Below are 24879 nucleotides of genomic sequence, written 5' to 3' on the forward strand. Positions count from 1 at the left end.
GCGACAAGCTGATCAGCAAGGCAGCAGATCGGGTCGTTCATCTCTATGCGCGGGGCCGAAGGACACGAGCCACCTTGATCCTCTCCACCAGATAGACCACCATCGGGTTTCACCGCTCACAGCAGAATGGGCGAGGAAACGCTGATATGGATGGAACTGTCGAAGTCGATCTCGTCGCCCGGGCGCGGGCCATCGCGCCGCTGATTGCCGATGAGGCCAACGAGATCGAGCGGACGCGACGGTTGACGCCTGACGTCGTGGGCGCGCTGATCGGGAACGGGCTCTACCGCGCGCTGCTGCCGCAGAGCCTGGGCGGATCGGAGGCGTCGCCCGAGATCTTCATGGAGATGCTTGAGGAGATCGCGAAGGCCGATGCGTCCACCGCCTGGTGCCTCGGCCAAAACAGCGTCTGCGCGATGATCGCAGCCGCGCTCGACCACGACACCGCGAACGAGATCTTCAACACCGCGCCCGGCATTCTCGCCTGGGGCGCGGTGGCGCATGAGGCGCGCGCGGTCGAGGGCGGCTACCGCGTCACTGGGCGGTGGGACTTTGCCTCGGGCTCGCCGCAGGCAAGCTGGCTGGGCGCGCATGTCCGCATCGTCAATGCCGACGGCACGCCTCGGAAAACTGCAGATGGGTCGCCGGAGCTGCGCACCCTGCTGTTTCCGCTGGCGAGCGCCGTGATGCACGACGTCTGGCAGGCGATCGGCCTCGCCGGCACCGGCACCAATTCCTACGAGGTGAAAGACCTCTTCATTCCCGATCGCTTCGCCGCGCTCCGCGACGTGCCGGACGCCCTGCGGGAGCCGGGCCCGCTCTACCGGCTGCCGACCGGCTCGACCTACAGCCTCGGCTTTGCCGCGGTCTCGCTCGGCGTCGCGCGCGCGACGCTGGATGCAGCGATTGCGCTGGCGCGCGCCAAGCATCAGTCATTGGCCGCCAGCGCAATGCGCGACAACCAGGCGATCCAGGGCCTGATCGGCCGCACCGAGGGCGACTTGCGCGCCGCGCGCGCCTATCTCTACGGGACAGCGCATGCGATGTGGCGCGACCTCTCGGCGACTGGCGTCTTCAGCCCGGCGCATCGCAGCGCTGTCAGGCTCGCCGCAACCTGGACCATCCAGCAATCAGCGGCGGTGGTCGACACCGCCTATCGCATGGCCGGCGCCACCGCCGTCTTCCGCAGCCATCCGTTCGAGCGACGGTTTCGTGACATGCACGCCATCACCCAGCAGATCCAGGCGCGCGACACGCATTTTGAGGATGTCGGTAAGATGATCCTCGCCGAAAATCGCTAGCAGCCTGCGGCGCCTTGTCTCGTTCCAGGGCATCTCAAACCATGCAGGCCGAGCGCTTTCGCAACTTCCGTCCGCTCATGGCGATGAGTCATGCAAAAGCGTGCTGGCGGCTCCGCCGAAACACGGACGCACACCGCCATTGTTGTTAAGCAATTTCTGGGACCGTCTCGGCAAGACCAAGAATCAATCTTTTGGAATGCCCGGGAATTCTCGATGCTGAAGCTCAAGTCGATTGCGGCCCGCCTGATTCTCGCCATTGCACTGACCGTTGCAGTGGCCTGCGCCATCCTCTCCGGCTTCTCGATTACCCAGCAGCGGGCGCTGACGCGAATGGCGCTCGATCAGCAGCTCAAGCTGCAATACGAGAGCGTGATCGCAGCCATCGACTATGAGGGACGTTCGGCACTCGCCGTCTCCGCCGTGATCGCGGCGCTGCCGCCAGTGGGCGACTCCATCGCTCGGGGCGACCGCGACGCTCTCGGCGCCCTGCTCGGCGACGCCAACAAGGCGCTGAAAGCCCAAGGCATCCCGCTGATCACCTTTCAGCTTCCACCGGCGATCTCGTTCTATCGCGTCCACGCGCCCAAGACCTTCGGCGACGACGTCTCCGTGCGCCGCGCCACCGTGGTCGAGGCGCTCAAGACCGGCCGCCAGATCGTCGGCGTCGAGCCGGGCCGCGAAGCGCTCGGCATCTTCGGCATGACGCCGATCGTGCGCGACGGCAAGAACATCGCCAATGTCGATATCGGCGCCGCCTTCGGCAAGGAGTTCGTCGACCGCGCCAAGAAGCGCTTCGGCATCGACCTTGCGGTCTATTCCGTCGACGGCGGCTCGCTCAACAAGCTGTCCTCGACCTTTGGCGAGAACGCCGTCGCCAAGCCGGACGAGTTGAAGGCCGTGATATCAGGCGCGCCGCTGCTGCGCGAGGCCGAGCTCGACGGCCATCCGGCCGAGGTCTATGTCGGGCCGATCAAGAACTATGCCGGGCAACCGGTCGGCGTGCTCGAAATCATCAAGGACACGACCGAGTATGAGGCCGCCTTCGCGGCCTCCGAGCGCCATCTGATCCTCGGCACGGTCGCAATCCTAGCCGCCGCCATCGTGCTGGCGTTCCTGCTCGGACGCGGCCTGTCGCGGCCGCTCACTGCGATCACCGCGATCATGAACCGGCTGTCGAGCGGCGACACCAGCGTCACCATTCCCGGCAGCGAACGGCCGGACGAGCTCGGCACCATGGCGAAGGCGGTCGAAACGTTCCGCCAGAGCATGCTCGAGGCAGGCTCGCTACGCGAGGCGCAGGAGGCCGACAAGGCCCGGGCCGCGATCGAGAAGCAGGCGCTGCAACGGCAGATGGCCGACCGCTTCGAGGCCGACGTCAAGGGCGTGGTCGCCGCCGTCGCCAAGGCGACCGAGGGCATGCAGCATGTCGCCGGCGAGATCACATCCAGCGTCAACGGCACCTCGCAGCGCGCCTCCGCCGCAGCGAGCGCATCGGAAGAAGCTTCCACCAGCGTCAATGCGGTCGCGGCTGCGACCGAGGAGCTCGCCTCGTCCGTCACCGAGATCGGCCGCCAGGTCACCCATTCCAGCCAGGTCGCGAGCGGTGCAGTGGTCAAGGCCACCGAGACCACCGAGATGGTCACGAGCCTTGCGGCTTCCGCCGAGCGCATCGGCGACGTCTTGCGCCTGATCAGCGAGATCGCGAGCCAGACCAATCTTCTGGCGCTCAATGCCACCATCGAAGCGGCCCGCGCCGGCGAGGCCGGCCGCGGCTTTGCCGTGGTCGCCTCCGAGGTGAAGGAGCTGGCGAGCCAGACCGCGAAGGCGACCGACGAGATCGCCGCCCAGGTCAACGCGATCCAGGCCGCGACCGGCAGTTGCGTCACCGCGATCTCGGACATCAGTGGCACCATCCGCGAGATCAGCGGCATCGCCACCACGATCGCCGCCGCCGTCGAGGAGCAGGGCTCGGCGACGCGGGAGATCGCCCGCAGCGTGCAGCAGGCCTCCACAGGCACGACCGAGGTCTCGGCCAACGTCGCCGGTGCGAGCCAGGCCGCCGATCAGTCGCGGGCGCTCGCCGGCAATGTCATGGTCGCCTCGGGCGAGCTTGGCCAGCACGCTTCGGTGCTGATAAAGAGCGTAGATATTTTCCTGGCCGGGCTTCGTGCGGCGTAAGGCGGCCCGCGCGAGCCGGCCTCGATCTATTTGACCTAAATCAAGCACACGACAGCACGCCTATCTCTGAATAGGCTGTCGATGGCCGCGCCAGAGCGCCGCCGCACAGCACGGAGATGGTCATGAGGTTTTCGAACTCTCTGCGTATTGCCGTTCTCGCCGCGACCGGTGCCCTGCTCGCCACGGGTGCTCAGGCCGGCCCGATGCCGACCTCAGTGGCGACGATCAAATCGATGGTCGATCCCGCCACCACCGAAGTGCGCTGGGGCTACGGCTACCGCGGCGGTTACGGCTATCGCGGCGTCGGGTTGGGATATCGCGGTGGCTATGGCTATCGTGGTGGCCTCGCCTATCGCGGTGGCTGGGGCTATCGCGGCTATGGCTACCGTCGCCTCGGTTACGGTGTCGCAGGCGCCGTCGTCGGCGCCGGAATTGCGAGCGCCTATTACGGAAGCGGCTATTATGGTGGCGGGTACTATGGCGGCGGCTATCCCGCGTACAGCTCTGAGCCGTACTACGGCTATGGCGGCGGCTACGGTTATGGCGGCGGCTACCGCTACGTCGACGATTCCTGCCTGCCCTCCGGCCCCTACTCCGGCTACTAGACGCCTGCATGATGTCGGCTGAGATAGCAGCCGCGTGAGAGGTGCGCTCCCTCGCCCCGTTCTTACGGGGAGAGGGTTGGGGTGAGGGGCCTCTCTCTCCACGCGAGATCGTCGAGAGACCTGTACCCCCTCACCTGAATTCGATCTCCGATCGAATTCGACCTCTCCCCGCAAGCGGGGAGAGGTGAACTCACGCCACCAGCGCGGCGTCCTCCTCGTCCGTGGCGTCGATGCCGCGCTGCGCGGCCAGGAGGCTGATGATCTCGGCGTTGGGCCGCGCCTTGCTGAACAGGAAACCCTGCCCCTCGTCGCAGCCCTCGGCGCGGAGGCAGCTCAGCTCTGCTTCGGTCTCGACGCCTTCGGCGGTGATGATGACCCCAAGGCCTTTGCCGAGGCTGACGATGGAGCGGATGATCGCCTGCGCCTCGCGGTTGGCGCCGAGATCGCGCACGAAGGACTGGTCGATCTTGATCTTGTCGAAGGGAAAGCTACGCAAATAGCTGAGGCTGGAATAGCCGGTACCGAAATCGTCCATCGAGATGCGCACGCCGAGCGCCCGCAGCGCATGCAGCGTCGCCAGCACCTGTGCGCTCTTCTCCAGCAGCAGCGTCTCGGTGATCTCGAGCTCGAGCCTTCGCGGCGGCAGGCCGGAGTGTTTCAGCGCGTCGGTCACCATCGAGAGCAGGTTGCCGCTGCGAAACTGCAGCGGCGACAGATTGACGGCGACGCGGACGTCGTCCGGCCAGGTCGCAGCATCCAGGCAGGCCCGGCGCAGCATCAGCCCACCGAGCGGATTAATCAGCCCCGTCTCTTCGGCGACCGGAATGAACTCGGCCGGCGAGACCATGCCGCGCTCGGCATGCGGCCAGCGCACCAGCGCCTCGAAGCCGGTGATGCGGCCGCTCTGGAGATCGATCAGCGGCTGGTAATAGGGCCGCAGCACGTCGTGCTGGATGGCATCGCGCAGCTCGACCTCGATCTTGCGGCGACTCTGCGCCTTGGCATCGAGTGCGGCCTCGAAGAAGGCGAAGCTGCCGCGCGCGTCCAGCTTAGCGCGCGACAGCGCCATGCCGGCACTCTTGAGCAGCTTTTCGGACTCATCGCCGTCACCCGGCGCCATCGCGATGCCGATGGAGGCGCGGATCACCACGGAATGGCCATCGAGCAGATAGGGATCGGCGATGGCCTCGAGCAGGCGTTTTGCGAGGCCGACCGCGTCCTCGGGCCGCGTCAGGCCGCTCTGGACAATCGCGAACTCGTCGGAATTGAGCCGCGCCAACGCGTCTTCCTCGCGCAGGGTCGAGCGCAGCCGCTTGGCGACGCCGCGCAACAGCTTGTCGCCGACCGCATGACCCAGCGTGTCGTTGACCGACTTGAAATTGTCGAGCCCGAGCATCAGCACTGCGACCTTCTCGGGACTGCGGCGCGTGTGCAGCAGCATTTCGTCCACGGTCTGACGCAGCAGGTTGCGGTTGGGCAGGCCGGTCAGGGCGTCATGCTGGGCCATGAAGGCGAGCCGCGCCTCGGCGCGCTTGCGCTCCGTGATGTCCATCAGCGCCAGCAGCACCGCGGGCTGGTCGGCATAGGTCAATTCGCGGGAATAGATCGCAAGATCGATCAGCGCGCCGTCGGCCTTGACGTGCTTCCACGTGCGCGCGGCCTGCTCGTCGCTGGACCCGTCGGTGGTCCAGGGCGGCTCGCTGTCGAAGGCCTGCAACGAGCGGATCTTCAGCTTCTCGAATTCGGCGCGGCTGTAGCCATAATGCACGATCGCGGCGTCGTTGACGCCGAGGATGCGCTCGTCATCCAGCGCGCAGACGATCATGGGGACGGGATTGCCGTCGAACAGCAGGCGGAACGAGGCCTCGCGCTGCTTCAATTCGGTGATGTCGACGCGCAGACCGACCACGCCCCCGTCATCGGTGCGGCGTTCTTCGATCAGGATGACGCGGCCGTCGGACAACGTCTGCTCGTGGCGCTTGCCGGGCTCGTAGAGCTTCTTTAGCCGCGCCGCGATCCATTCGTCCTCGTGACCGGCCGCTTCTGGATAGTCGCCGCGGGCAACGCCGACACGCAGCGTGTCTTCCAGCCGCGCGCCTTCCCGGAATAGGTCGGCGGTCTTGCTGTAGATCTCGGCATACTGCTTGTTCCAGAGAACGTAGCGGCCTTCGGGATCGAGGATGACGATGCCTTGCGGCAGGAGATCGACGGCCTGGCGCAGCCGCTCATGCGACCTGCGGGCTTCCGCGATGGCGGCTTCAGTTTCCGCGCGGCTTTGCACGAGCTGGTCACGCGCGCCGGAAGGATGAGTCGCGCGCGCAAAGCGCGGCTTGCGCGGTTGTCGTCCCGCGATCACGGCCTGCTTTCGCTTTCTTGTTTTTTTGGACCCCAAACTCAACTTCACACGCCTTAACCGCGCCCAGCGGCCGCAACTCTTGCTCCAAGTGTCTGAAAGAAAAGTAATCTTGGCCAGCGGCGGCACCGACGGCGCGGCCTGGCGCAGGACCGCTTTGCCTGTTTGCGAGGCGTGAGAAGCGTCGTCAGGCGCGTCGAACCTGCTTCCGCCTCGCCATCGGCGAGAGCCGAGCTGCAAAAACGCGCAGTCTCCATGAATCAATTCCGGAACAGACGCTGCTTGCATGCAGGACGCAAATGCATCTCGAGCAGCGCACGAATTTTGGTCAATGCAGGATAGCGTTATCGCACCGTTAAAGAACGGCCCGGCATGCGACTTTGGGATGATCCGATTGGAAAATTAAATGTCGTGTTGGGCGCGTCGCCGCATGCGGCATCGGCTCCGCGTTGGGTTATAAGGATGCAGCATGAGTCCCCGCCGCATCGCCCCTCTCCTGCTTGTGATGACGCTCCTGGCCGCCAACGGCGCGCTGGCCCAGGACAAGGGCAGCGTGAACCCGAAGCCGCTGCCGCCGCTTGCCAATCCCAACGATCCCAAGATCGGCGCCAAGGAGCTGTTCGCGCGAAAGCTGCTGCCCTCGAAAGGGCCGGCGCACGTGATCGGCTCTTATGTGAAGGGCTGCATCGGCGGCGCCGAGCAGATGCCGCTCAACGGCGACACCTGGCAGGTGATGCGGCTGTCGCGCAATCGGAACTACGGCCACCCTGATATGATCGCGCTGATCAAGCGCCTGGCCGCCAAGGCGCACAAGGATGCGGGCTGGCCGGGCATTCTGGTCGGCGACATCGGCCAGCCGCGCGGCGGCCCGGCATTGTCGGGTCATGCCAGCCATCAGATCGGGCTGGACGCCGACATCTGGCTGACGCCGATGCCGGACCACCGTCTCTCGCGCGAGGAGCGCGAGGAGATGTCCGCGGTGATGATGGTGCGCGAGGATCGCCTCGACATCGATCCGAAAGTGTTCACGCCCGCCCATGTGCTGGTGCTGCGCGATGCCGCGCAGGAGCCGGCGGTGCAGCGCATCTTCGTCAATCCCGCAATCAAGAAGGCGCTGTGCCGCGAGGCCAAGGGCGACCGCTCCTGGCTGTCGAAGATCCGGCCGTGGTGGGGCCACGACTATCATTTCCACATCCGCATGCGCTGCCCGGCGGGCGCCAGCGACTGCCACGGCCAGCCGTCGCAATCCGAGGACGAGGGCTGCAAGCCCTCCGACTTCGCGTTTTGGTTCAGCGAGGGCGTGCTGCACCCCAAGCCGCCGCCGGAGCCGCCGAAGCCGAAACCGCCGATGACGCTGGCGCAGATGCCGGCGGCCTGCAAAGCCGTGCTGCACGCGGCCGATGCGAAGCCGTAGGGCGTGTGGGGAGGCAGCGTCCCGCCTCACCCGCCGCCGTCGTCCCGGACAAGCGCGCCGCAGGCGCGCGCAGATCCGGGATGACGATGAGTTGGTTGGTACGCACCATTCAAATGCGCTAATATCGGCACTCGCCGCGCGGCCGTAAGTCCGCGGCATTTTCGGGATGCGCATCCCGCCTCCGACAAAACCTGACCGCAAGCCGCGCCCACGCGTGGCCAACGATGAGAATTTGCCATGCGCGTCCTCACTCTCCTTGCCGTGCTCTCGATCGGCGCGACCTCCGCCTTCGCCGCGGAGGAGCCCAGCGGCTGCGACAAGTTCAAATGGCCGATCGAGCGCGACCGGGCCGCACTGACCGCACCTGACCGTGCCAAGCTCGCCTCGGGAGCCGAGCAGGCGGCGGTGCCGTCCTCGGCGGTCACGCTGGGGCTGGTCGCGCCGCAGGACGCAAAGCTGCCCTCGCCGCCCGAGCGCGCGCCGAAGGATGGCACCTTTGCCGGCTTCACCAGCATCAAGGCGGCGAAAGCCGGGCTCTACGCGATCAGCCTGTCCTCGGGCGCCTGGGTCGATCTGGTCCAGGACGGGCATTTCCTCAAGCCTGTGGCCTTTAGCGGCGCGACCGATTGCGACGGCATCCGCAAGACCATGAAATACGAGCTGTCGGACAAGCCGTTCGTGCTCCAGATCAGCGGCGCCAAGGACAATTCGCTGTCGATTTCGATCCTGCCGGCCGCCCAATAAGCGGGTCTGGTCAGACAAACCGTCGGCTTTGACGTGAGGCCTTCACCTGCTATCTTCGAGAGCTGCGATATCCCCGCCGGCCGTAAGCCGTTGCGGGGACGCGGGAACAGCGCTTCCGCCCGTCGCCTCATCCACCCAACGCCAGAATTGCGCGTACGTTTGCGCGCGCGGGCTCGCACGGAGCGCCATCCATGTATCGTATCGCCGGACTTTTCACCGCCTTCGTCATGCTCGCGAGCCTCGCGCCTGCGAGCGCCGAGGACAAGACCATCACGGTCTTCGCTGCCGCCTCGATGAAGAACGCGCTCGACGAAATCGACGCCGCCTACACCGCCAAGACCGGCATCAAGTTCAGTGTCAGCTATGCCGCAAGCTCCGTGCTGGCCAAGCAGATCGAGCAAGGCGCGCCGGCCGATGTATTCGTCTCCGCCGACACCGACTGGATGGACTACGCCGCCTCCAGGAAGACCATCAACGAGGCTTCCAGGGTCAACCTGCTCGGCAACAGCATCGTGCTGATCGCGCCGAAGGATTCCAAGATCGACAACGTCACCATCGCGCAAGGCTTCGACCTCGCAAAACTCGCCGGCGACGGCAGGATCGCGACCGGCGATGTGAAATCCGTGCCAGTCGGGAAATACGCCAAGGCCGCGCTGGAGAAGCTGGGGGCCTGGCAGGCCGCTGAGCCGAAATTCGCCATGGCCGAGAGCGTGCGCGCCGCGCTGACGCTGGTGGCCCGCGGCGAAGCCAATCTCGGCATCGTCTATTCCACCGACGCCAAGGTCGAGCCCGGCGTGAAGATCGTCGGCACCTTCCCGGCGGATTCGCATCCCGCGATCATCTATCCCGTCGCGGCAACCACCACCGCGAAGCAGGAGACGAACGACTATCTCGCCTTCCTGCGGACGTCGGCGGCCAAGACCATTCTTGAAAAATACGGCTTTAAATTCCTGATCAGCCCGACGACCTGATTTTTCGTGCTCGACATCTCTCCCGCTGAATGGACGGCGATCCTGCTCTCGCTCAGGGTCGCAATCATCGCGACGCTGGTGGCAACGCCATTCGGCATTGCCTTGGCGTGGCTGCTCGCCCGCAGGGATTTTTGGGGCAAGTCGGTGCTCGATGCGATCGTGCATCTGCCTCTGGTGCTGCCGCCTGTCGTCACCGGCTACCTGCTGCTGCTCACCTTCGGCCGTCGCGGCCTTGTCGGCACCTTCCTCGCCGATCATCTCGGCATCGTCTTCGCCTTCCGTTGGACTGGAGCAGCACTCGCTTGCGGCGTGATGTCGTTTCCGCTGCTGGTGCGGCCGATGCGGCTGTCGATCGAGGCGATCGACCGCAAGCTCGAGCAGGCCGCCGAGACGCTCGGCGCCGCGCCGTTCAAAGTGTTCTTCACGGTGACGCTGCCGCTGGCGCTGCCCGGCGTGCTCGCCGGCATGGTGCTCGGCTTTGCCAAGGCGATCGGCGAGTTCGGTGCCACCATCACCTTCGTCTCCAACATTCCCGGCGAGACCCAGACGATTTCGTCGGCAATCTATTCGCTGATCCAGACGCCTGACGGCGATGCGGCGGCGGGCCGCCTTGTCATCGTCTCGATCGTGCTCGCGCTCGGCGCGCTCATCGGCGCCGAATGGTTCGCCCGCCGCGCCACCGCGCGCCTGCACGGGAATTGACCATGCTGCGTGTCGACGTCGAAAAGCAGCTTGGCGAGTTCTCGCTGCACGCGACCTTCGCCAGCGAGGGCCGCGTCACCGGCCTGTTCGGCGCGTCCGGCGCCGGCAAGACCTCGCTGATCAACATGATCGCCGGCCTCTTGCGGCCCGACCGCGGCACCATCATCATCGACGGCGAGACGGTCGACGACACCGCGGCCGGCATTCATGTGCCGACCTGGCGCCGCCGCATCGGCTACGTCTTCCAAGATGCGCGGCTGTTTCCGCATCTCAACGTCGCGCAAAATCTTGACTATGGAAGGCGGATGAACCGCCTCGCGCCCGATGCTGCCCAGCACACGCGCGTGATCGAGCTGCTCGACATCGGCGCGCTGCTCGACCGTCGTCCCGGAAAACTTTCCGGCGGCGAGCGCCAGCGCGTGGCGCTCGGCCGCGCGCTGTTGTCAAAGCCGCGCCTGTTGCTGCTCGACGAGCCGCTCGGCGCGCTCGACGAGGCCCGCAAGCTCGAGATTTTGCCCTACCTGGTGCGGCTGCGGGACGAGGCCAATATCCCCATGGTCTATGTCAGCCATGACGTCGCCGAATTGCGCCAGCTCGCGACGCAGATCGTGATGCTGAGGCAGGGCCGCGTGACGTCGTTCGGCGGGGTGAAGGTGCTGACGTAGAGGCACCAGCAGCCCCACTCACCGCTGTCATGCCCCGGCTTGACCGGGGCATCCAGTACGCCGCGGCCTCTCCGTGTCCCAGCACGGCCTCTGGAATACTGGATTGCCCGCCTTCGCGGACAATGACAGCGAGGGTGTGGAAGCGGTTCGCCAAAAACGAGAGCGGCCTAAACCCCCGCCACCGACGACCAGATCTCCGCGAGCTTCTTCCGCAGCGCCTGCCGCCGCGTCAGTGGCGCCGGCGTCTCGTCGTCTTCCGGCAGGCGCAGACCGACGACATTGACACGGCCGCCGGAGATGCTACGTGCGACCAGCACGATCTCGTCGAGCGGCAGCTCCGCGCCTTCCTTCGGCGCGCGGTCGAGATGGACGTCGAAATAATCGGCAAGCGTGAGCTTGCCCTCGTCCTCGGTCACCTTCACGCCGTAGATCTCGGCGAGCTCGGCGAGCGTGTGCTCGCCCGAGACCACGAAGTCGCCGAGCAGATGCGGATCGGGTGCCGTGCTCGGCTGCATGTCGACGAAGAAGCGGTCGAGCGCCTCGGCCTTCTCTGGCGGCGCCAGCAGGTAGATGTAGTCGCCGGGCGCGACCGGCTCGGCTTCCGCGGGCGTGAGGATGTGCTCGTTGCGGATCACCAGCGTCGGCTTCGACCAGGATGGAATCAGGCCGCGGCGGAAATACAGGCTCTTCGGCCGCACCGGATAGCCGACGAGCTGCTGCTCGAGCTGGCCCGGCAGATCCAGCTCGACACGACGCGGCCCGCGCTCGGCGCGCGGCAGCGCCACGTGCAGCTTGCGCGCGGCGGGCGCCAGCGTCCAGCCCTGCAGCAGCAGCGAGATGATCACGACGACGAAGGCGACGTCGAAATAGAGATAGGCCTTGGACAGGCCGACCAGCATCGGGATCGACGCCAGGAAAATCGCGACCGCGCCGCGCAGGCCCGTCCAGGCGATGAATATCTTTTCGCGCCAGTTGAAGCGGAATGGCGCAAGGCACACGAACACCGCGATCGGCCGCGCCACCAGCATCAGCACCAGCGAGACGGCAATCGCCGGCAGCACGCTGGAGCCCAGCCGGCTCGGCGACACCAACAGGCCCAGCAACACGAACATCACGATCTGCGCCAGCCAGGTCGCGGCATCCAGGAACGCCACCACCGAATTGTGCGCGCGTGTCGGCCGGTTGCCGATGATGATGCCGGCGAGATAGACGGCAAGGAATCCCGAGGCGTGCATGATTTGCGAGCCGCCGAAGATGACCAGCGCAGCCGTGGTCACGAACGGGGCGTGCAGGCCCTGCGGCAGCGCGACCTTGTTGAGCCCGATGACGACGAGGCGTCCGCCTATCACGCCGACGACGGCGCCGAGCAACGCCTCCTGGACAAACTCCATCACCACATGGCCTGGGCTGCTCGACCCCAGCGAGATGTATTCGACCAGCATGAGCGTCAGGAAGATCGCGAAGGGATCGTTGGTGCCGGATTCCGCCTCCAGTGTCGCGCCGACGCGCGGGCGCAGGCGCAGCCCCTGGGTGTGCACCAGCAGGAACACCGCGGCCGCGTCGGTCGAGGCCACCACCGCGCCGACCAGCAGCGACTCCGTCCAGTTGAGGTCGAGCGCGTATTTCGCAAACGGCGCCGTGATCAGCGCGGTCAGCAGCACGCCGACGGTCGCGAGCACCACGGAGGGTGCGAGCACGGTGCGGATGCTGGCAAAGCGCGTCTTCAACCCGCCGTCGAACAGGATCAGCGCGAGCGCCACCGATCCGACCAGATAGGTGGTGCCGACATCGTTGAACTGGAGCTGGCCGGGACCTGCATCACCCGCCAGCATGCCGATCGCGAGGAAGACAAGCAGCAGCGGCGCACCGAAGCGCAGCGCGAGCAGGCTCGACAGGATGCCGGCCATGACGAGGACGGCGCCGAGCAGAATGGCGATGCTGAAAGAGTCGAGGGAGGCCATCCACCTTCCGGGTACAAATCGCTGGAATTGCATCCTTATCGTCGCCACACTCCTGCGCCAACCCATTTTCGCTGCTCGCGGCAATCTGCCCGTATTTTGCGGCCTTAACGCGCTTCACTTCACGGTGTATCGATGGCTCGGCTGCAGCCTTTGTGGGATTCTGCAGCGCCTTCGAATCAAACCCGCCCGACCGCTTCCCCGAGACCACCAAATGGACATGGACCTCAAAGACCTCATGGAGTTCGTGCAGACGACTGCGCGCAGCGTGGGAGCGGAGATCTCCTCGCCCTGGTTCTACCTGCAATTCGGGCTGATCCTGGCGGCGGCCGGGATCGCCTATGCGGCGGACGCCGGCGTTCACAACCGCGTCGACATGAGCTCGGTGGCGAACCGCTGGCCGCTGCCGCTCCGGCACTTCGCCCGCGTGATGGTCTCGAGCGCCTCGACGGCGGTGTTCACGCTGCTGGTGATCATCTCGCGGGTGGTGATGTATCACGCGACCTGGCCGAGCCGCTCCTATCTCCTGATGGTCGCCGCCAAGCTGGGGCTCGCCTGGCTCGCGATCCGGCTCGTCACCTCGGTGCTGCGCAATGCCTTCTTCGTCAGGCTGGTGTCGATCGTGGCCTGGTTCGTCGCCGCGCTGTCCATCCTCGGCCAGCTCGACAGCACGGTCGACCTGCTCGACTCCTACGCCATCGTGCTCGGCGGACTCAGGCTGACGCCGCTGCTGCTACTCAAGGCCGGCGCACTGCTGATTTTCGCGCTCTGGCTCACCAACATCGCCAGCAATTTCGCCGAGAGCAAGATCAACTCGACGACCGATCTGACGCCATCGGTCCAGGTGCTGCTGATCAAGATCATCCGCATCGGGCTGCTTGCGGTCGCGATCGTGATCGCGCTCGGCACTGTCGGCATCGACCTCTCGGCGCTTGCGGTGTTCTCCGGCGCGGTCGGTGTCGGTATCGGTATCGGCCTGCAGAAGATCGTCGCCAACTTCATCTCCGGCATCATCCTGCTCGCCGACAAATCGGTGAAGCCGGGGGACCTCGTCACCATCGGCGACAATACCGGCCGCATCAGCGCGATGAAGACGCGCTATATTTCCGTCGCCGCCGGCGACGGCCGCGAATTCCTGGTGCCGAACGAGGACCTGGTGACGCAGAAGGTCGTCAACTGGACCTATACCGACAAGAACACGCTGGTGAAGATCACCTTCGGCACCAATTACGACGCCGACCCCAAGCTGGTCTGCAGGCTCGCGATCGAGACCGCCTCCGCCCATCCGCGCGCGCAAAAGGGCAAGCCGCCGAACTGCCTGCTGACCGAGTTCGCGGAGGCCGGCATGAAGTTCTCGCTGACGCTCTGGCTTGCGGACCCCGACGGCATGGATGCCGTCAAGAGCGACGTGATGCTGGCGCTGTGGGATGCCTTCAAGCGCGAGGGCATCCGGGTTCCCTACCCCGTCCGCGAAATCCGCGTCCGCGGCGGGGCGCTGCCGGTCGAAACCACCGTAGAAGTCCCGAATTGAGCCTGCTTTCGGGCGCATGGCGGGTAAGCCAAGCTTGCACCAAGGCCCGCAATCATTAAATTAGGGCCTGAAATCAAGCCTTTCCGCCCGTAACGGGCCCGAGCCAGAAGAACCAGCCCGCATGAGCTACGTCGAAGCCACCGATACCTCCCTGCGCAAGACCGGACAGATCAAGCTGCATGGGCCGGCCGCCTTTGCCGGCATGCGCAAGGCGGGTGCTCTGGTGGCGAAGTGCCTCGACGAGCTCACCGACATCGTCGGCCCGGGCGTGCCGACCGACCGTATCGACGAGTTCGTGCGCGACTTCGCCTTCAGCCACGGCGCCTATCCGGCGACGCTGATGTATCGCGGCTATCGCTATTCAACCTGCACCTCGCTCAACCACGTGGTCTGCCACGGCATGCCCGGCGACCGTCCGCTGAAGGAAGGCGACATCGTCAACATCGATGTCACCTTCATCGTCGACGGCTGGTACGGCGATTCCAGCCGGATGTATGCGGTCGGCCCGATCGCGCGCAAGGCCGAGCGGCTGATCGAAGTGACCTATGAAGCGATGATGCGCGGCATCGCCGCCGTGAAGCCCGGCGCCACCACCGGCGACATCGGCCACGCTATCCAGAGCTTCGTCGAGCCGCAGGGCATGAGCGTGGTGCGCGATTTCTGCGGCCATGGTCTCGGCCGCATGTTCCACGACGAGCCGAACATCATCCATATCGGCCGGCCCGGCGAAGGCGTGCAGCTCAAGCCCGGCATGTTCTTCACCATCGAGCCGATGATCAATCTCGGCAAGCCGCATGTGAAGATCCTGTCCGACGGCTGGACCGCTGTGACGCGCGATCGCTCGCTGTCGGCGCAGTTCGAGCACTCGGTCGGCGTCACCGCCACCGGCGTCGAGATCTTCACGCTCTCGGAGCGGCATGGCGAGAAGCAGATCGGCTGATCTGCTTCCACCTCGACTTCATCGGTCCAGCGTGAACAGCTCTGCGCCTTCGATTGCGTAATGCGCGAACAGAAAATCCCTGATGTTGACGATGCTGCCGTTTTCCCAATCGAGGAGGACGAAGTAGCGCGGCGGACCTGAGGGATCCTGCGGATCGAACATGATGATCGCAGGGCGCCGATCGACGAAGCCCGGGACGCAATGCCAGGGGCTGGTCTCGGCATAGCGCCCGAAATATTCGCTGACGTCGCGGCGGCCGGCCCGGCGCGTCCGGTTGACCATCTCCAGCCGCACATCGTCGGCCAGCATGTCGCGCAAGGACTCGAAATCGCGCGCGTTGAAGCGCTCGACATAGTGTGTCAGGCGGGCGCGTTCGGCGGTCTCGAGTTCAGGAGGCCTGACGTCGTCGGGCTCCGCCGCGAGTTCACGCAGGCGAACGCGGCCGCGTTGCAGTGCGCCCTTGGTGGCCGCAACGCTCCCGCACATGATGCTGCAGACCTCGTCGACGGAATATCCGAGCACGTCGCGCAGGATGACCGCGCTGCGCTGCGCCACCGGCAGGCGCATGAAGGTCCCGAGGCTCGCGGTGACGGTCTCGCGTTCGGTCACGGGGCTGGTCAAAGCGGGGATCATGTCCAGATCTTCATCGGCGTGAGCAGCGTTGTAGCGGGCGCGCCGGCGCAGGAAATCCAGCGCCGAATTATGGGCGATGCGGAACAGCCAGCCTTCCGGATTGTCCAGCGGCTCGGTCCCCGGTGCGGCCTCGAACGCCTTGAGCAGCGCCTCCTGAAGCACGTCCTCGCCGTCGATAACGGAGCCCGTCATGCGCGCGCAGTAACGATGCAGCTGCGGCCGCATCTCCACTGCAAGGCGTTCGAGAGCCTGAAGGGCGGTTTGTCGGACCGCCCCCGCACCATTGCCGGTCACATCGTCTGCCAAGCCAGGCCTCCCGTCATCCGTACGCGTGATACGTCAACCGAGATCGCAGCGCCACACGCAGGTCAGGCGTGATTGACCTCGACGACCTCGCACAGGATGGTCTCGGCCTTCGCAATCGCGGCGAGGCGCTGGATGTAAGGCGCGAATTTCGGATCCTTGCGGAAATTCTCGATATCCTCGGCGTTCCGCCACTGCGAATAGTTGATGGCGCGGCCGCCCTCCTTGCCGGCGTGCACGCTGGACGAGATGAAGCCGGGCTGCTTGCTGAAGAAAGTCTCCGTGCCCTCTTTCAGGAGCTGGACCAGCTTCTGCTGGTTGTCAGGCTCGACCGTGAAGACGTTGACGAGGGTGGTGATGTCGCTGCCGGTGCGGATGGTGGCTTCCATGTTGGAACTCCTGGTCTGGCTGTGGGACGGGACGATCTGGGCGGCGAGCAGTGCGCCGGCACCAAGGCCGGTGGCAACGACGACTCGTCGCGATGGCCTGGTTTTGATCTCTGGCATCGAGGTTCTCCTTCGAAGATTGTTCTGGCCGCTCGGCGAGGCCCATACCGCTGAGACGAACGGGAGGTGAAAAGGAAACGGTCGGTGCAGATTTTTTTCGCTCAGCTGCCCTGCCCATAGACCGCGTCACGAATTTCGACCGGGAAAGCACCAAAACCGCCCTCAAGCCCGGTATTGGTGAAGGCGATGACGGTCAGCCTTGCGACGGGATCGACGAAAAAGCTCTGGCCATAGGCGCAGTTGAAGGTCCATGTTCCCGCCCCTTGCGGCGATTTCGCCAATGCGCTGTCCTTCAGCACGAAAGCCCCGTAGCCAAAACCCCAGGCGGGAAGTCCCGTCGGCGTCAGTTCGCCGATCCGGCTGGTCGTCATCCGCTGTACCGTCGACGCTTTCAGGACCGGCGCGCCACCGAGGCGGAGCGCCTCGGCAAGGCGGGCATAATCGCCGGCCGTGCTGACAAGGCCGGCGCCGCCCGACGGAAAGGCCTGATGATCGAGCGCGCGCGAGGGCGAGGCATGAATGATCCCGGGGCCCCGGAAGGGCACAAGATGCGGGTCTGCCATCCGCGCCGGCCCCGGCTTGCCGTCGACGTAGGGCACCGCGAGCCGCGCTCCGTCCTCGACGACGAAGGTCGTGTCACGCATCGCAAGCGGCGTCGTGACCAGGCGGCGGACAGCGTCCGGCAGGGGCTCGCCGGTCGCCTTCGCGATGACGGCGCCGAGCACGTCGGTCGCGAGCGAATAGCCCCATCGCGTGCCCGGCTGGTAGAGCAGCGGCGCGGCGGCGATACGGCGGATCTCCTCGTCGAGCGTGATGTCGGACCGGTCGAGGCCGTCGGAGATTCCGGCACGCTGATAGGGGCTATCAGGCGGCTGCAGGAATCCATAGGAGAGGCCGGCGGTATGAGTGAGCAGATGATGGATGGTGATCTCCGGGATTCTTCCATCCGCGGTCTGCGGCCGGAAATCCGGCAGCCATTTGGTGACGGGGTCCTGCGGATCCAGCACGCCGCGCTCGACCAGCATCATGGCGGCGGCCGAGACGATCGGCTTCGACAGTGAGGCAAGGCGGAACATGGCGTCCTCGCGCATCGGCGACGCGGCCTCGCGATCCGCAAAACCAGCAGCACGGCGATAGACGAAGTCGCCATCCCGCATCACCAAGACGACGCTGCCGACGATGCGCCGCGCGGCTATAGCGCGATCGATCACCCGGTCGAGGCGAGCCTTGCGTTCGTCGGTCTCTGATTTCGCAGGCCGGCTGAGGGTCGGCGCGGCCACGGCAAGGGTCGCGACGGCACTCCGCGCAAGAACTGTGCGGCGTGAAAGACTTCGGAACGGCCACATCGATTGATCTCCATCAGGAGCTCGACCTGCCCGCCGGAGGGCGCGCGGAATATGGGGAGCTCACAGATAGCAAGACGAATGGGCCGGCCGGCTGGAAACGGTGAAGTCGAATTTTTTTGTGAAGCGCGTGAGGCGCCTATCACCGGCCGCGAAAGGACCTCTCTTCGCCACGCGCGGCCGAAACCGCCGCAATTGACGGTTGCAAAAGCGATGATCCGCGGCAATGCTGGCGCGCGATGCCCACCAAGACCGACGCCGACAAGAGCAAGCCCGACGACACGCCGCACTATCTCGGCCATCGCGAGCGGCTGCGCGAGCGCTTCTACAGCGCCGGCGCGGACGCGCTCAGCGACTATGAGCTGTTGGAGATGGCGCTGTTTCCGGCGCTGCCGCGACGCGACACCAAGCCCTTGGCGAAGACGCTGATCAAGGTGTTCGGCTCATTCGCCGAGGTCGTGCATGCGCCGGTGGCACGGCTGCGCGAGGTCGACGGCGTCGGCGAGGCCGCGATCAACCAGCTCAAGCTGATCGCGGCGGCCGCGCATCGCGTCGCCAAGGGCGAGGTCAACAGCCGCAACGCGCTATCGTCCTGGAACGAGGTGATCGCCTATTGCCGCACCAGCATGGCCTTCGCCGACAAGGAGCAGTTTCGCCTGCTCTTTCTCGACAAGCGCAACCAGCTCATCGCCGACGAGGTGCAGCAGACCGGCACCGTCGACCACACCCCGGTCTATCCGCGCGAGGTGATCAAGCGCGCACTGGAGCTGTCGGCGACTGCGCTAATTTTGGTGCACAATCATCCCAGCGGCGACCCCTCGCCATCGCAAGCCGACATCCAGATGACCAAGGCAATCATCGAGATCGCCAAGCCGCTCGGGATTTCGGTGCACGACCACATCATCGTCGGCAAGAGCGGGCATGCGAGCTTGCGCGGAATGCGGCTGATCTGAATATCTGGGATCGGCGATCGCGATGGGCCTGTTCGCGACCGGCGTCGCCACCTCGGTGCTGCTGATCGCGGCACACGACCGTCCGTTCACCGGCCAGATATCGATCTCGCCGGAGCCGCTGCGACAGATCATGCCGGAAGCGCCGGCGGCGCGAAATTGATTGCGACGGGCGCCAGGCTCTCGCCCTAAGCGCGCGCCAACGCGCAGTTCAACATCCATTGCACACCGAAGCGATCGGTGAGCTTGCCGTAATAGTCACCCCAGGGCTGGATGCCGAGCGGCGTGGTGATCGTGCCGCCCTCGGCAAGACGCGCGAACAGATCTGTGGTTGCCTCCTGATCATCCATGATCAGGATATGAGCGGAGCCGCGCATCGGCTCGGCGTCGTCGTTGTCCGATGCATAGAAACAGATGCCGGGGCCTTCGAACTTCGCGTGCATGATCTTGCCCCGCATCGCGGGATTCCGGAGCGGCATGCCGGGCTGGCCATGACGCATGATCTCGGTGACGTTGCCGAGACCGCACGCCGCGTAGAAGGCAAGCGCCGGTTCACACTGGGTCGTGAAAAAGAGATAGTTCGACAGGCGCATATCTCGCACTCCTCGCTTGAATTGCCCCGGCGGCGGAAGCCACGGCCGGCAGCCGCGATCATGCGCGCGCGGCCTCTTTATTGACGGCGTCGCCCGCGCCGTGCGATCGCAATCACGATCGTTATATAACGATCGTGATATGGTCGCAAGCCGCGCAAGCGGATTGTCGTCAACATGGTTCTATGCGGTGGACGGCCTGTGGGGCATCGGCGGCAAGGCCTACACCAATGCCGTGCTTGGCGACGCAGTCACACGGGCCAGCGCCGCTTAAGCAGCGCGATCAGACACAACGATCAGATCAGACATGGCAAGCCGGCGCGTGCGAGACAGCGCCGGCGCGAGATCGCCTCAGTAGCAGTACCTGGGATCGACCGGGACGTAACGGCCGTCCCGGCGCTGCATGTAGCAGCCGCGCTGATAGGCATAATAGCCGGAGCGGCGGCGTTCGCCTTCGGCGGCGATTGCGGCTCCGGTGCCGGCGCCGACGACGGCACCGATGGCCGCACCGCGGCCACCGCCAAGCGCGCCGCCCACAATCGCCCCGCCCACGCCGCCGATGATGGCGCCGCCGACGGCGTCCTGCGCCATCGCGTCATGGACCGGGACGGCCATCGCAACCGAGAAACATACTGCAATTCCAAGGCGTCGAAGCATTCCGAATCCTCCATTTGATCGGGTCAGTCATAGCGTTTGAAGCGATCCCGGGCTAGAAATTTCGCCTGGATTCGGCACACCCCCGATCCTCGCGCCAAAGCGCCTGCCTGTCGCGACACCCATCGACGACCTTTGCACCGCCTCAGATCGAGGGCCCTTTGTCGAGTGTAAATGAGAGCACGATCGCGTCCGGCGTCTGCTTGAATTCCTTGATTACCGCCGCGCGCACGAGGCCGGCGAGATCCCCCAGGGGCTTGGTGTCATAAAGCTTCGGAAACAGGACGGTCACCGATGTGAGGCGTCCATTGTGCCAGTTAAAGCCGACCTGCGGCTTGACGCCGGTCAACTGCTCGAGATCGCCTTCGACCGCCGCGGCCTGACGCATGCCGTCCTTCACGACGGCGACGACATCGCAGGCGGACAACGCAAGGGCGACAACGACGATGACGACGGCTCTGAGCATCGCAGGATCCGGCAAAATTATGCTCTAGGAATGGTTGCATGAATCCTATCATGCAACATGATCCGCGCACCACCGGAAAGAGGCGCTTGCCGCGATCACGGATCGACCCAGCGCTGCACGGCTTCGGCGGTGTCGGCGGGCGTCGTGTTGAAGCAGATCGCAGCCTGCGGCGCCAGCTGATGGACGAGGTTGAGCACTTTCTCGAACAGCCGTAGCCGCTCCTTCGGCTCGCGCAGGCCCGCGCCGATGACGACGCAGTCGAAGCGCTCGTCGCGCAGCGCCGCCGTCACCGCAGCTTCAGCGGTCGCATCGAGATCAATCAGACAGCTTGTGACCTCGTAGCCGAGGCCGCGCAGGCGCAGGAGCTGCGCTTCGATATAGTTGCGCACGAGCGCGGGCGTGAGCTGCGGAAAGGCGCTGTAATCCGCACTGCCGGGTTCGATGCCGATCGCAAGGATTCGCTTGGCCATTGCTAGATTCTCGAGCTGGACCATCCTGATTGCTAACGGACGGCCGCTCGGCCGGTTCCCGCGTTGCGTGTGGGGACGATTGCGTCCTTTGACCGCAACCTTTCGCGCCGCATCTGTAAGTCATTTCACACGCACTCCGGCGATGGCCTGCCACATTTGCCGAACCACACCCAGAGGACGTGCCCGCCCGACGGCAGCACGCGGCTCACGCCTGATTTGCACAACGAACCGATATTTCATCAACTCGCGGGAGCAGGAAATGGTGTCATACGAGAGCCTGAAGAGCGGGTATGAGAGCAACTGGGCCAATCTCCAGATCCGGCCCGCACGACTTGCCGAGGCCAAGGCAACGGCACGCAAGGCCATCAGCGGCAAGGCGACCTACCAGCAGGTCGAGCGGCTGACCGGCGTGCCCTGGTGCTTCGTCGCGCTCTGCCACTATCGCGAATCCAATTTCGATTTCGATACCTATCTCGGCAACGGCGAGTCGCTGCATCGCGTGACAAGCCTCGTTCCGAAAGGGCGCGGCCCGTTCGCCTCGTTTGTCGAAGGCGCCGTGGATGCGCTGAGGATCCAGAACTTCGTCGGCGCGCAGGACTGGTGCATCGCGCGCACCCTGTACCGGCTCGAATGCTTCAACGGCCTTGGCTATCACGCCAAGGGCGTCAACTCGCCTTACCTCTACGGCGGCTCGACCCTGTACGGGCAGCCCGAGGCGAGGGCCGGCAAATTCGTGGCCGACCACGTTTTCGATCCCAACCATATCGATTCCCAGCTCGGCACCGCGGTCATCCTGCACGCGATGATGTCGCAGGATTCCTCGATCAATTTCGACGACAGCCCGTCCATTGCCCCGCATTCCGAGCCCGACGAGGACGAGACGTCGTCGGTGCTGCTGATGCAGCAGACCCTCAACAGGCTCGGCGCCAAGCCGCCCCTGGTCGAAGACGGTATCAGCGGACCGAAGACCAAGGCGGCGGTTTCGCTGTTCCAGCAGCAGAACGGCCTGCAGGACACCGGCTTGCTCGACGGGACCACGATCGCAGCCGTCACGCGCGCAGGGATACAACCGGTCCAGATGCCCACCGTCGATCTGTCCCAGATCCTGTCGCGCCTGGAGAGTCTTGGGCAATTGCTGCAAGGCGGAGGCGCGACCAAGGGAGGCACGACGTCAGGAAATGTCATATCCGGAGGGACGACAGTGGCCAACGATCCGATCGGCCTGCTCGAACGGCTTCTGGCTCTCGCCAACAACGCAGTCCCGACGACTGGACCAACCACACCAGGCGCCCCTGCACCCGCACCTGCCGATCAACTGAAACCGATCGTCGACCTGCTGAGCACCCTTCTCAACAAGGACGGCAAGCCCGTGCTCGGCCAGGTCAACGGTGCGCTTGGCGAGACCATCGGCAAGATGCTCGACGGCAAGAAGACGGCGCTCGGTATCGGCGGCTCGCTCATCACCGCGCTGCTTTCCGCGGTGACCGCAAGCCCCAATGCGGGAGGTCTTGCGGGGCTGTTGGGAACGATCGCGAGTGCGGTGCCGGGCCTGAGCCAATTCGCGCTCCCGATCTCGCTCGCGCTGACCGCGTGGGGCGTGCTCGGCAAGATGGAGAAATGGGCCCAGGGCACCGCGCCGCCGCCCAAGGTGACGACCTGAAGCGCGATGAGATTGGGATGAATCGTCGTCGCGCTTTGGGTTGTTGTTCAAGCATGATCTCCGCGCAAACGCGTTCCGCGTTTGTCGCGAGGGAAAACCGCTGCGCACTTTTCCGGATCATGCTCTGGATAGTCTAAGCGTCGAGGGCGGCGGCGCGGCGCCGCATCAGCACACGCTCGCGTCCGTTGGTCGCAAGATGCGCGGCGGCTTCGAAAGCCTGCCGCGCTTCTGCGAGCCGTCCAAGCTTTTGCAGCAGGTCGCCGCGAACCGCCGGCAGATGATGATAGGTCGCCAGCGCCGGCTCGCCAGCGACTGCGTCCAGCAGGTCGAGGCCGGCTTGCGGCCCCTCGGCCATGCCGACCGCAACCGCACGGTTGAGCTCAATGATCGGCGAGCGCACCAGCAGTGCCAGCTCGGCGTAAAGCTGTGCAATGCGCTGCCAGTTGGTCGCTGCGGCAGTCTCCGCTCTGGCGTGGCACGCCGCAATCGCGGCCTGGAGCGCGTAGAATCCACCGGCGCCTCCGAGGTCGCCGGCGCGTTCGAGCGAATGCAGGCCGCTGCGGATCTGCAACCAGTCCCAGAGCGCGCGATCCTGATCCATCAGCAGAACGGGATCACCGTTCGCATCGGTCCGCGCACGGGCCCGCGAGGCATTCAAATCCATCAGGGCGACAAGGCCGTGCACCTCCGGCTCGTCCGGGGCGAGACCCGCGAGCACCCGCCCCATGCGCAGCGCCTCGTCGCAGAGCTGCGGACGCAGCCATTCCTCGCCATGCGCCGCGAGATAGCCCTCGTTGAAGATCAGGTAGACGACCTCGAGCACCGAGGCGAGACGCTCCGAGAGAGCCTCACCTGATGGCGTCTCATAGGCGAGACCGGAATTCGACAGCGACCGCTTGGCGCGAAGGATACGCTGGGAGATGGTGGCTTCGGGCACGAGATAGGCGCGCGCGATCTCGGACGTGGTCAAGCCGCAGATCATGCGCAGCGCCAGTGCCGCGCGCGCCTCGCGCGACAGGATCGGATGACAAGCCGTGAAGATCAGCCGCAGCAACTCATCGCCGATGTCGTCGTCGAGCGCGGCATCGAAATCGGGCACGATCCCCTGCTCCTGCAACATGTCCCGCGCCAGCATGTCGTGCTTGTCGCTCAGCATCCTGCCGCGGCGCAGATGATCGAGCGCACGGCGCCTCGCGGTCGTCATCAGCCAGGCGCCGGGATTATCCGGGACACCGGTGGCGGGCCACGCTTCCAGCGCCGCCACCAGCGCGTCCTGGGTCAGCTCTTCAGCAAGCGGCACGTCGCGCAACATCCGCGACAGCGTCGCGATCAGCCGCGGCTGCACGATGCGCCAGGTTGCGTGAATCGTGGCACGGACGGCTTGATCGATGTCGGCGGCCGTCATCGCCGCCGACCGGGTGGCGCGCAGGTGGCCATCAGGCGTGAGCGGCTACGGCCGATTTGGCATCAACCTCGCAGGCCCCGTCCACGCCCGGCGTGGCGAACGCCCGCAATTCGCAGGTCCCGTCCCAGCCCGGCATGTGATCGAGGTGCAGCTGCATGAATTCCTTGGCCATGGCCAGGGCCTCCGCCTTGTCGCGCAGCTCGAAAATGGCGTAGCCGCCGATCACTTCCTTGGCCTCGATAAAAGGGCCATCGATCACGCTGAGCTCGCCGTCGACGATGCGCACGCGGGCGCCGGTCGCAAGCGGCATCAGCCCGCCATTGTCGATCATCCGGCCGGCCTTGATTTCCCGCTCGGATATTTTCTGCATGGCCTCCATCAGCGCGGGGCTCGGGCCTTTCATGGGCTGACTGGAGGTGACGATGTACATGAACCGCATGCAAAACTCCTGATAAGGCGAGACACGGCCGGGCCGGCCGCGCGATCAGCTCGCTATCCAGATGACGATCCAGCCGGTGCCGGATCGACATGAGCCCC

The 24879-nt window shown here is 65.5% G+C and carries 25 protein-coding genes; 14 read left to right on the plus strand and 11 right to left on the minus strand.

Going from position 1 to position 24879, the window contains the following annotated elements; all coding sequences use genetic code 11:
- The first annotated feature begins 146 nt into the window (after positions 1–146).
- The 3 genes from L6637_RS23935 (at position 147) to L6637_RS23945 (ending at position 4084) form a co-directional block, all read left to right on the plus strand.
- Entirely contained in the window at positions 147–1301 is a 1155-nt protein-coding gene (locus L6637_RS23935) for an acyl-CoA dehydrogenase family protein (RefSeq protein ID WP_237859888.1), read from the plus strand.
- 213 nt (positions 1302–1514) lie between these two features.
- Positions 1515–3479 carry a methyl-accepting chemotaxis protein gene (locus tag L6637_RS23940; RefSeq protein WP_237859889.1) on the plus strand — a complete coding sequence of 655 codons (1965 nt, stop codon included), beginning with the start codon at positions 1515–1517 and terminating at the stop codon, positions 3477–3479.
- Between the two features lie 122 nt (positions 3480–3601).
- A complete protein-coding gene (locus L6637_RS23945; RefSeq protein ID WP_237859891.1) occupies positions 3602–4084 on the plus strand; it encodes a hypothetical protein in 483 nt (160 codons plus the stop codon).
- Positions 4085–4274: 190 nt separating this feature from the next.
- On the opposite strand, the gene L6637_RS23950 is transcribed toward L6637_RS23945, so the two are convergent.
- The gene (locus L6637_RS23950) at positions 4275–6440 is read right to left on the minus strand and encodes a putative bifunctional diguanylate cyclase/phosphodiesterase (RefSeq protein ID WP_237859893.1); all 2166 of its coding nucleotides are present in this window, start codon (positions 6438–6440) and stop codon (positions 4275–4277) included.
- A 466-nt stretch (positions 6441–6906) separates the two neighbouring features.
- On the opposite strand from L6637_RS23950, the gene mepA reads away from it, so the two are divergent.
- The 5 genes from mepA (at position 6907) to modC (ending at position 10933) form a co-directional block, all read left to right on the plus strand.
- Positions 6907–7851 carry a penicillin-insensitive murein endopeptidase gene (gene mepA / locus L6637_RS23955; RefSeq protein WP_237859895.1) on the plus strand — a complete coding sequence of 315 codons (945 nt, stop codon included), beginning with the start codon at positions 6907–6909 and terminating at the stop codon, positions 7849–7851.
- A gap of 237 nt (positions 7852–8088) precedes the next feature.
- The gene (locus tag L6637_RS23960) at positions 8089–8595 is read left to right on the plus strand and encodes a hypothetical protein (protein ID WP_237859897.1); all 507 of its coding nucleotides are present in this window, start codon (positions 8089–8091) and stop codon (positions 8593–8595) included.
- Positions 8596–8786: 191 nt separating this feature from the next.
- A complete protein-coding gene (gene modA, locus L6637_RS23965; protein WP_237859899.1) occupies positions 8787–9566 on the plus strand; it encodes a molybdate ABC transporter substrate-binding protein in 780 nt (259 codons plus the stop codon).
- A 6-nt stretch (positions 9567–9572) separates the two neighbouring features.
- The gene (gene modB, locus L6637_RS23970) at positions 9573–10268 is read left to right on the plus strand and encodes a molybdate ABC transporter permease subunit (protein ID WP_237872149.1); all 696 of its coding nucleotides are present in this window, start codon (positions 9573–9575) and stop codon (positions 10266–10268) included.
- A 2-nt stretch (positions 10269–10270) separates the two neighbouring features.
- Positions 10271–10933, plus strand: a complete 663-nt coding sequence (gene modC / locus L6637_RS23975; RefSeq protein WP_237859905.1) for a molybdenum ABC transporter ATP-binding protein — start codon at positions 10271–10273, stop codon at positions 10931–10933.
- 167 nt (positions 10934–11100) lie between these two features.
- Here modC and L6637_RS23980 read toward each other — a convergent pair whose 3' ends face one another.
- Positions 11101–12894, minus strand: a complete 1794-nt coding sequence (locus tag L6637_RS23980) for a potassium/proton antiporter (protein WP_237859907.1) — start codon at positions 12892–12894, stop codon at positions 11101–11103.
- A gap of 211 nt (positions 12895–13105) precedes the next feature.
- Here L6637_RS23980 and L6637_RS23985 point away from each other — a divergent pair, with 211 nt between their 5' ends.
- Both L6637_RS23985 and map read left to right on the plus strand, forming a co-directional pair.
- Positions 13106–14422 (plus strand): mechanosensitive ion channel family protein, encoded by a 1317-nt coding sequence (locus tag L6637_RS23985; protein WP_237859909.1) that lies wholly within the window; start codon positions 13106–13108, stop codon positions 14420–14422.
- 121 nt (positions 14423–14543) lie between these two features.
- Positions 14544–15362, plus strand: coding sequence for a type I methionyl aminopeptidase (map, locus tag L6637_RS23990; protein WP_237859911.1), 819 nt, complete (start codon positions 14544–14546; stop codon positions 15360–15362).
- An 18-nt stretch (positions 15363–15380) separates the two neighbouring features.
- Here the strand turns inward: map and L6637_RS23995 are convergent, their stop codons facing one another.
- The 3 genes from L6637_RS23995 to L6637_RS24005 form a co-directional block, all read right to left on the minus strand.
- Positions 15381–16301: a sigma-70 family RNA polymerase sigma factor gene (locus L6637_RS23995; RefSeq protein ID WP_276575768.1), complete on the minus strand. Its 921-nt coding sequence runs from the start codon at positions 16299–16301 to the stop codon at positions 15381–15383.
- 62 nt (positions 16302–16363) lie between these two features.
- Entirely contained in the window at positions 16364–16804 is a 441-nt protein-coding gene (locus L6637_RS24000) for an antibiotic biosynthesis monooxygenase family protein (RefSeq protein WP_237859913.1), read from the minus strand.
- 101 nt (positions 16805–16905) lie between these two features.
- Positions 16906–18150: a serine hydrolase domain-containing protein gene (locus tag L6637_RS24005; RefSeq protein ID WP_237859915.1), complete on the minus strand. Its 1245-nt coding sequence runs from the start codon at positions 18148–18150 to the stop codon at positions 16906–16908.
- Between the two features lie 236 nt (positions 18151–18386).
- On the opposite strand from L6637_RS24005, the gene radC reads away from it, so the two are divergent.
- A complete protein-coding gene (radC, locus tag L6637_RS24010; RefSeq protein ID WP_237859917.1) occupies positions 18387–19100 on the plus strand; it encodes a RadC family protein in 714 nt (237 codons plus the stop codon).
- 22 nt (positions 19101–19122) lie between these two features.
- Entirely contained in the window at positions 19123–19260 is a 138-nt protein-coding gene (locus L6637_RS24015; protein ID WP_237859919.1) for a bestrophin-like domain, read from the plus strand.
- A 25-nt stretch (positions 19261–19285) separates the two neighbouring features.
- On the opposite strand, the gene L6637_RS24020 is transcribed toward L6637_RS24015, so the two are convergent.
- On the minus strand, positions 19286–19690 hold the full coding sequence (locus L6637_RS24020; RefSeq protein ID WP_237859921.1) for a VOC family protein: 405 nt from the start codon (positions 19688–19690) through the stop codon (positions 19286–19288).
- A gap of 139 nt (positions 19691–19829) precedes the next feature.
- Here L6637_RS24020 and L6637_RS42425 point away from each other — a divergent pair, with 139 nt between their 5' ends.
- Positions 19830–19961, plus strand: coding sequence for a hypothetical protein (locus L6637_RS42425; RefSeq protein ID WP_271608057.1), 132 nt, complete (start codon positions 19830–19832; stop codon positions 19959–19961).
- 77 nt (positions 19962–20038) lie between these two features.
- Here L6637_RS42425 and L6637_RS24025 read toward each other — a convergent pair whose 3' ends face one another.
- The 3 genes from L6637_RS24025 to L6637_RS24035 all read right to left on the minus strand — a co-directional run bounded on the left by L6637_RS24025 (position 20039) and on the right by L6637_RS24035 (position 21277).
- Positions 20039–20344: a hypothetical protein gene (locus L6637_RS24025; protein ID WP_237859923.1), complete on the minus strand. Its 306-nt coding sequence runs from the start codon at positions 20342–20344 to the stop codon at positions 20039–20041.
- 142 nt (positions 20345–20486) lie between these two features.
- On the minus strand, positions 20487–20807 hold the full coding sequence (locus L6637_RS24030; protein ID WP_237859925.1) for a hypothetical protein: 321 nt from the start codon (positions 20805–20807) through the stop codon (positions 20487–20489).
- 95 nt (positions 20808–20902) lie between these two features.
- On the minus strand, positions 20903–21277 hold the full coding sequence (locus L6637_RS24035; RefSeq protein ID WP_237859927.1) for a hypothetical protein: 375 nt from the start codon (positions 21275–21277) through the stop codon (positions 20903–20905).
- 259 nt (positions 21278–21536) lie between these two features.
- On the opposite strand from L6637_RS24035, the gene L6637_RS24040 reads away from it, so the two are divergent.
- On the plus strand, positions 21537–22937 hold the full coding sequence (locus L6637_RS24040; RefSeq protein ID WP_237859928.1) for a peptidoglycan-binding protein: 1401 nt from the start codon (positions 21537–21539) through the stop codon (positions 22935–22937).
- A 133-nt stretch (positions 22938–23070) separates the two neighbouring features.
- Here the strand turns inward: L6637_RS24040 and L6637_RS24045 are convergent, their stop codons facing one another.
- A complete protein-coding gene (locus tag L6637_RS24045) occupies positions 23071–24342 on the minus strand; it encodes an RNA polymerase sigma factor (RefSeq protein ID WP_237859929.1) in 1272 nt (423 codons plus the stop codon).
- 31 nt (positions 24343–24373) lie between these two features.
- The gene (locus L6637_RS24050) at positions 24374–24781 is read right to left on the minus strand and encodes a YciI family protein (RefSeq protein ID WP_237859931.1); all 408 of its coding nucleotides are present in this window, start codon (positions 24779–24781) and stop codon (positions 24374–24376) included.
- Between the last annotated feature and the right edge of the window lie 98 nt (positions 24782–24879).

It is taken from the genome of Bradyrhizobium zhengyangense (genome assembly GCF_022012435.1).
GTDB classification, from domain to species: Bacteria; Pseudomonadota; Alphaproteobacteria; order Rhizobiales; family Xanthobacteraceae; genus Bradyrhizobium; species Bradyrhizobium zhengyangense.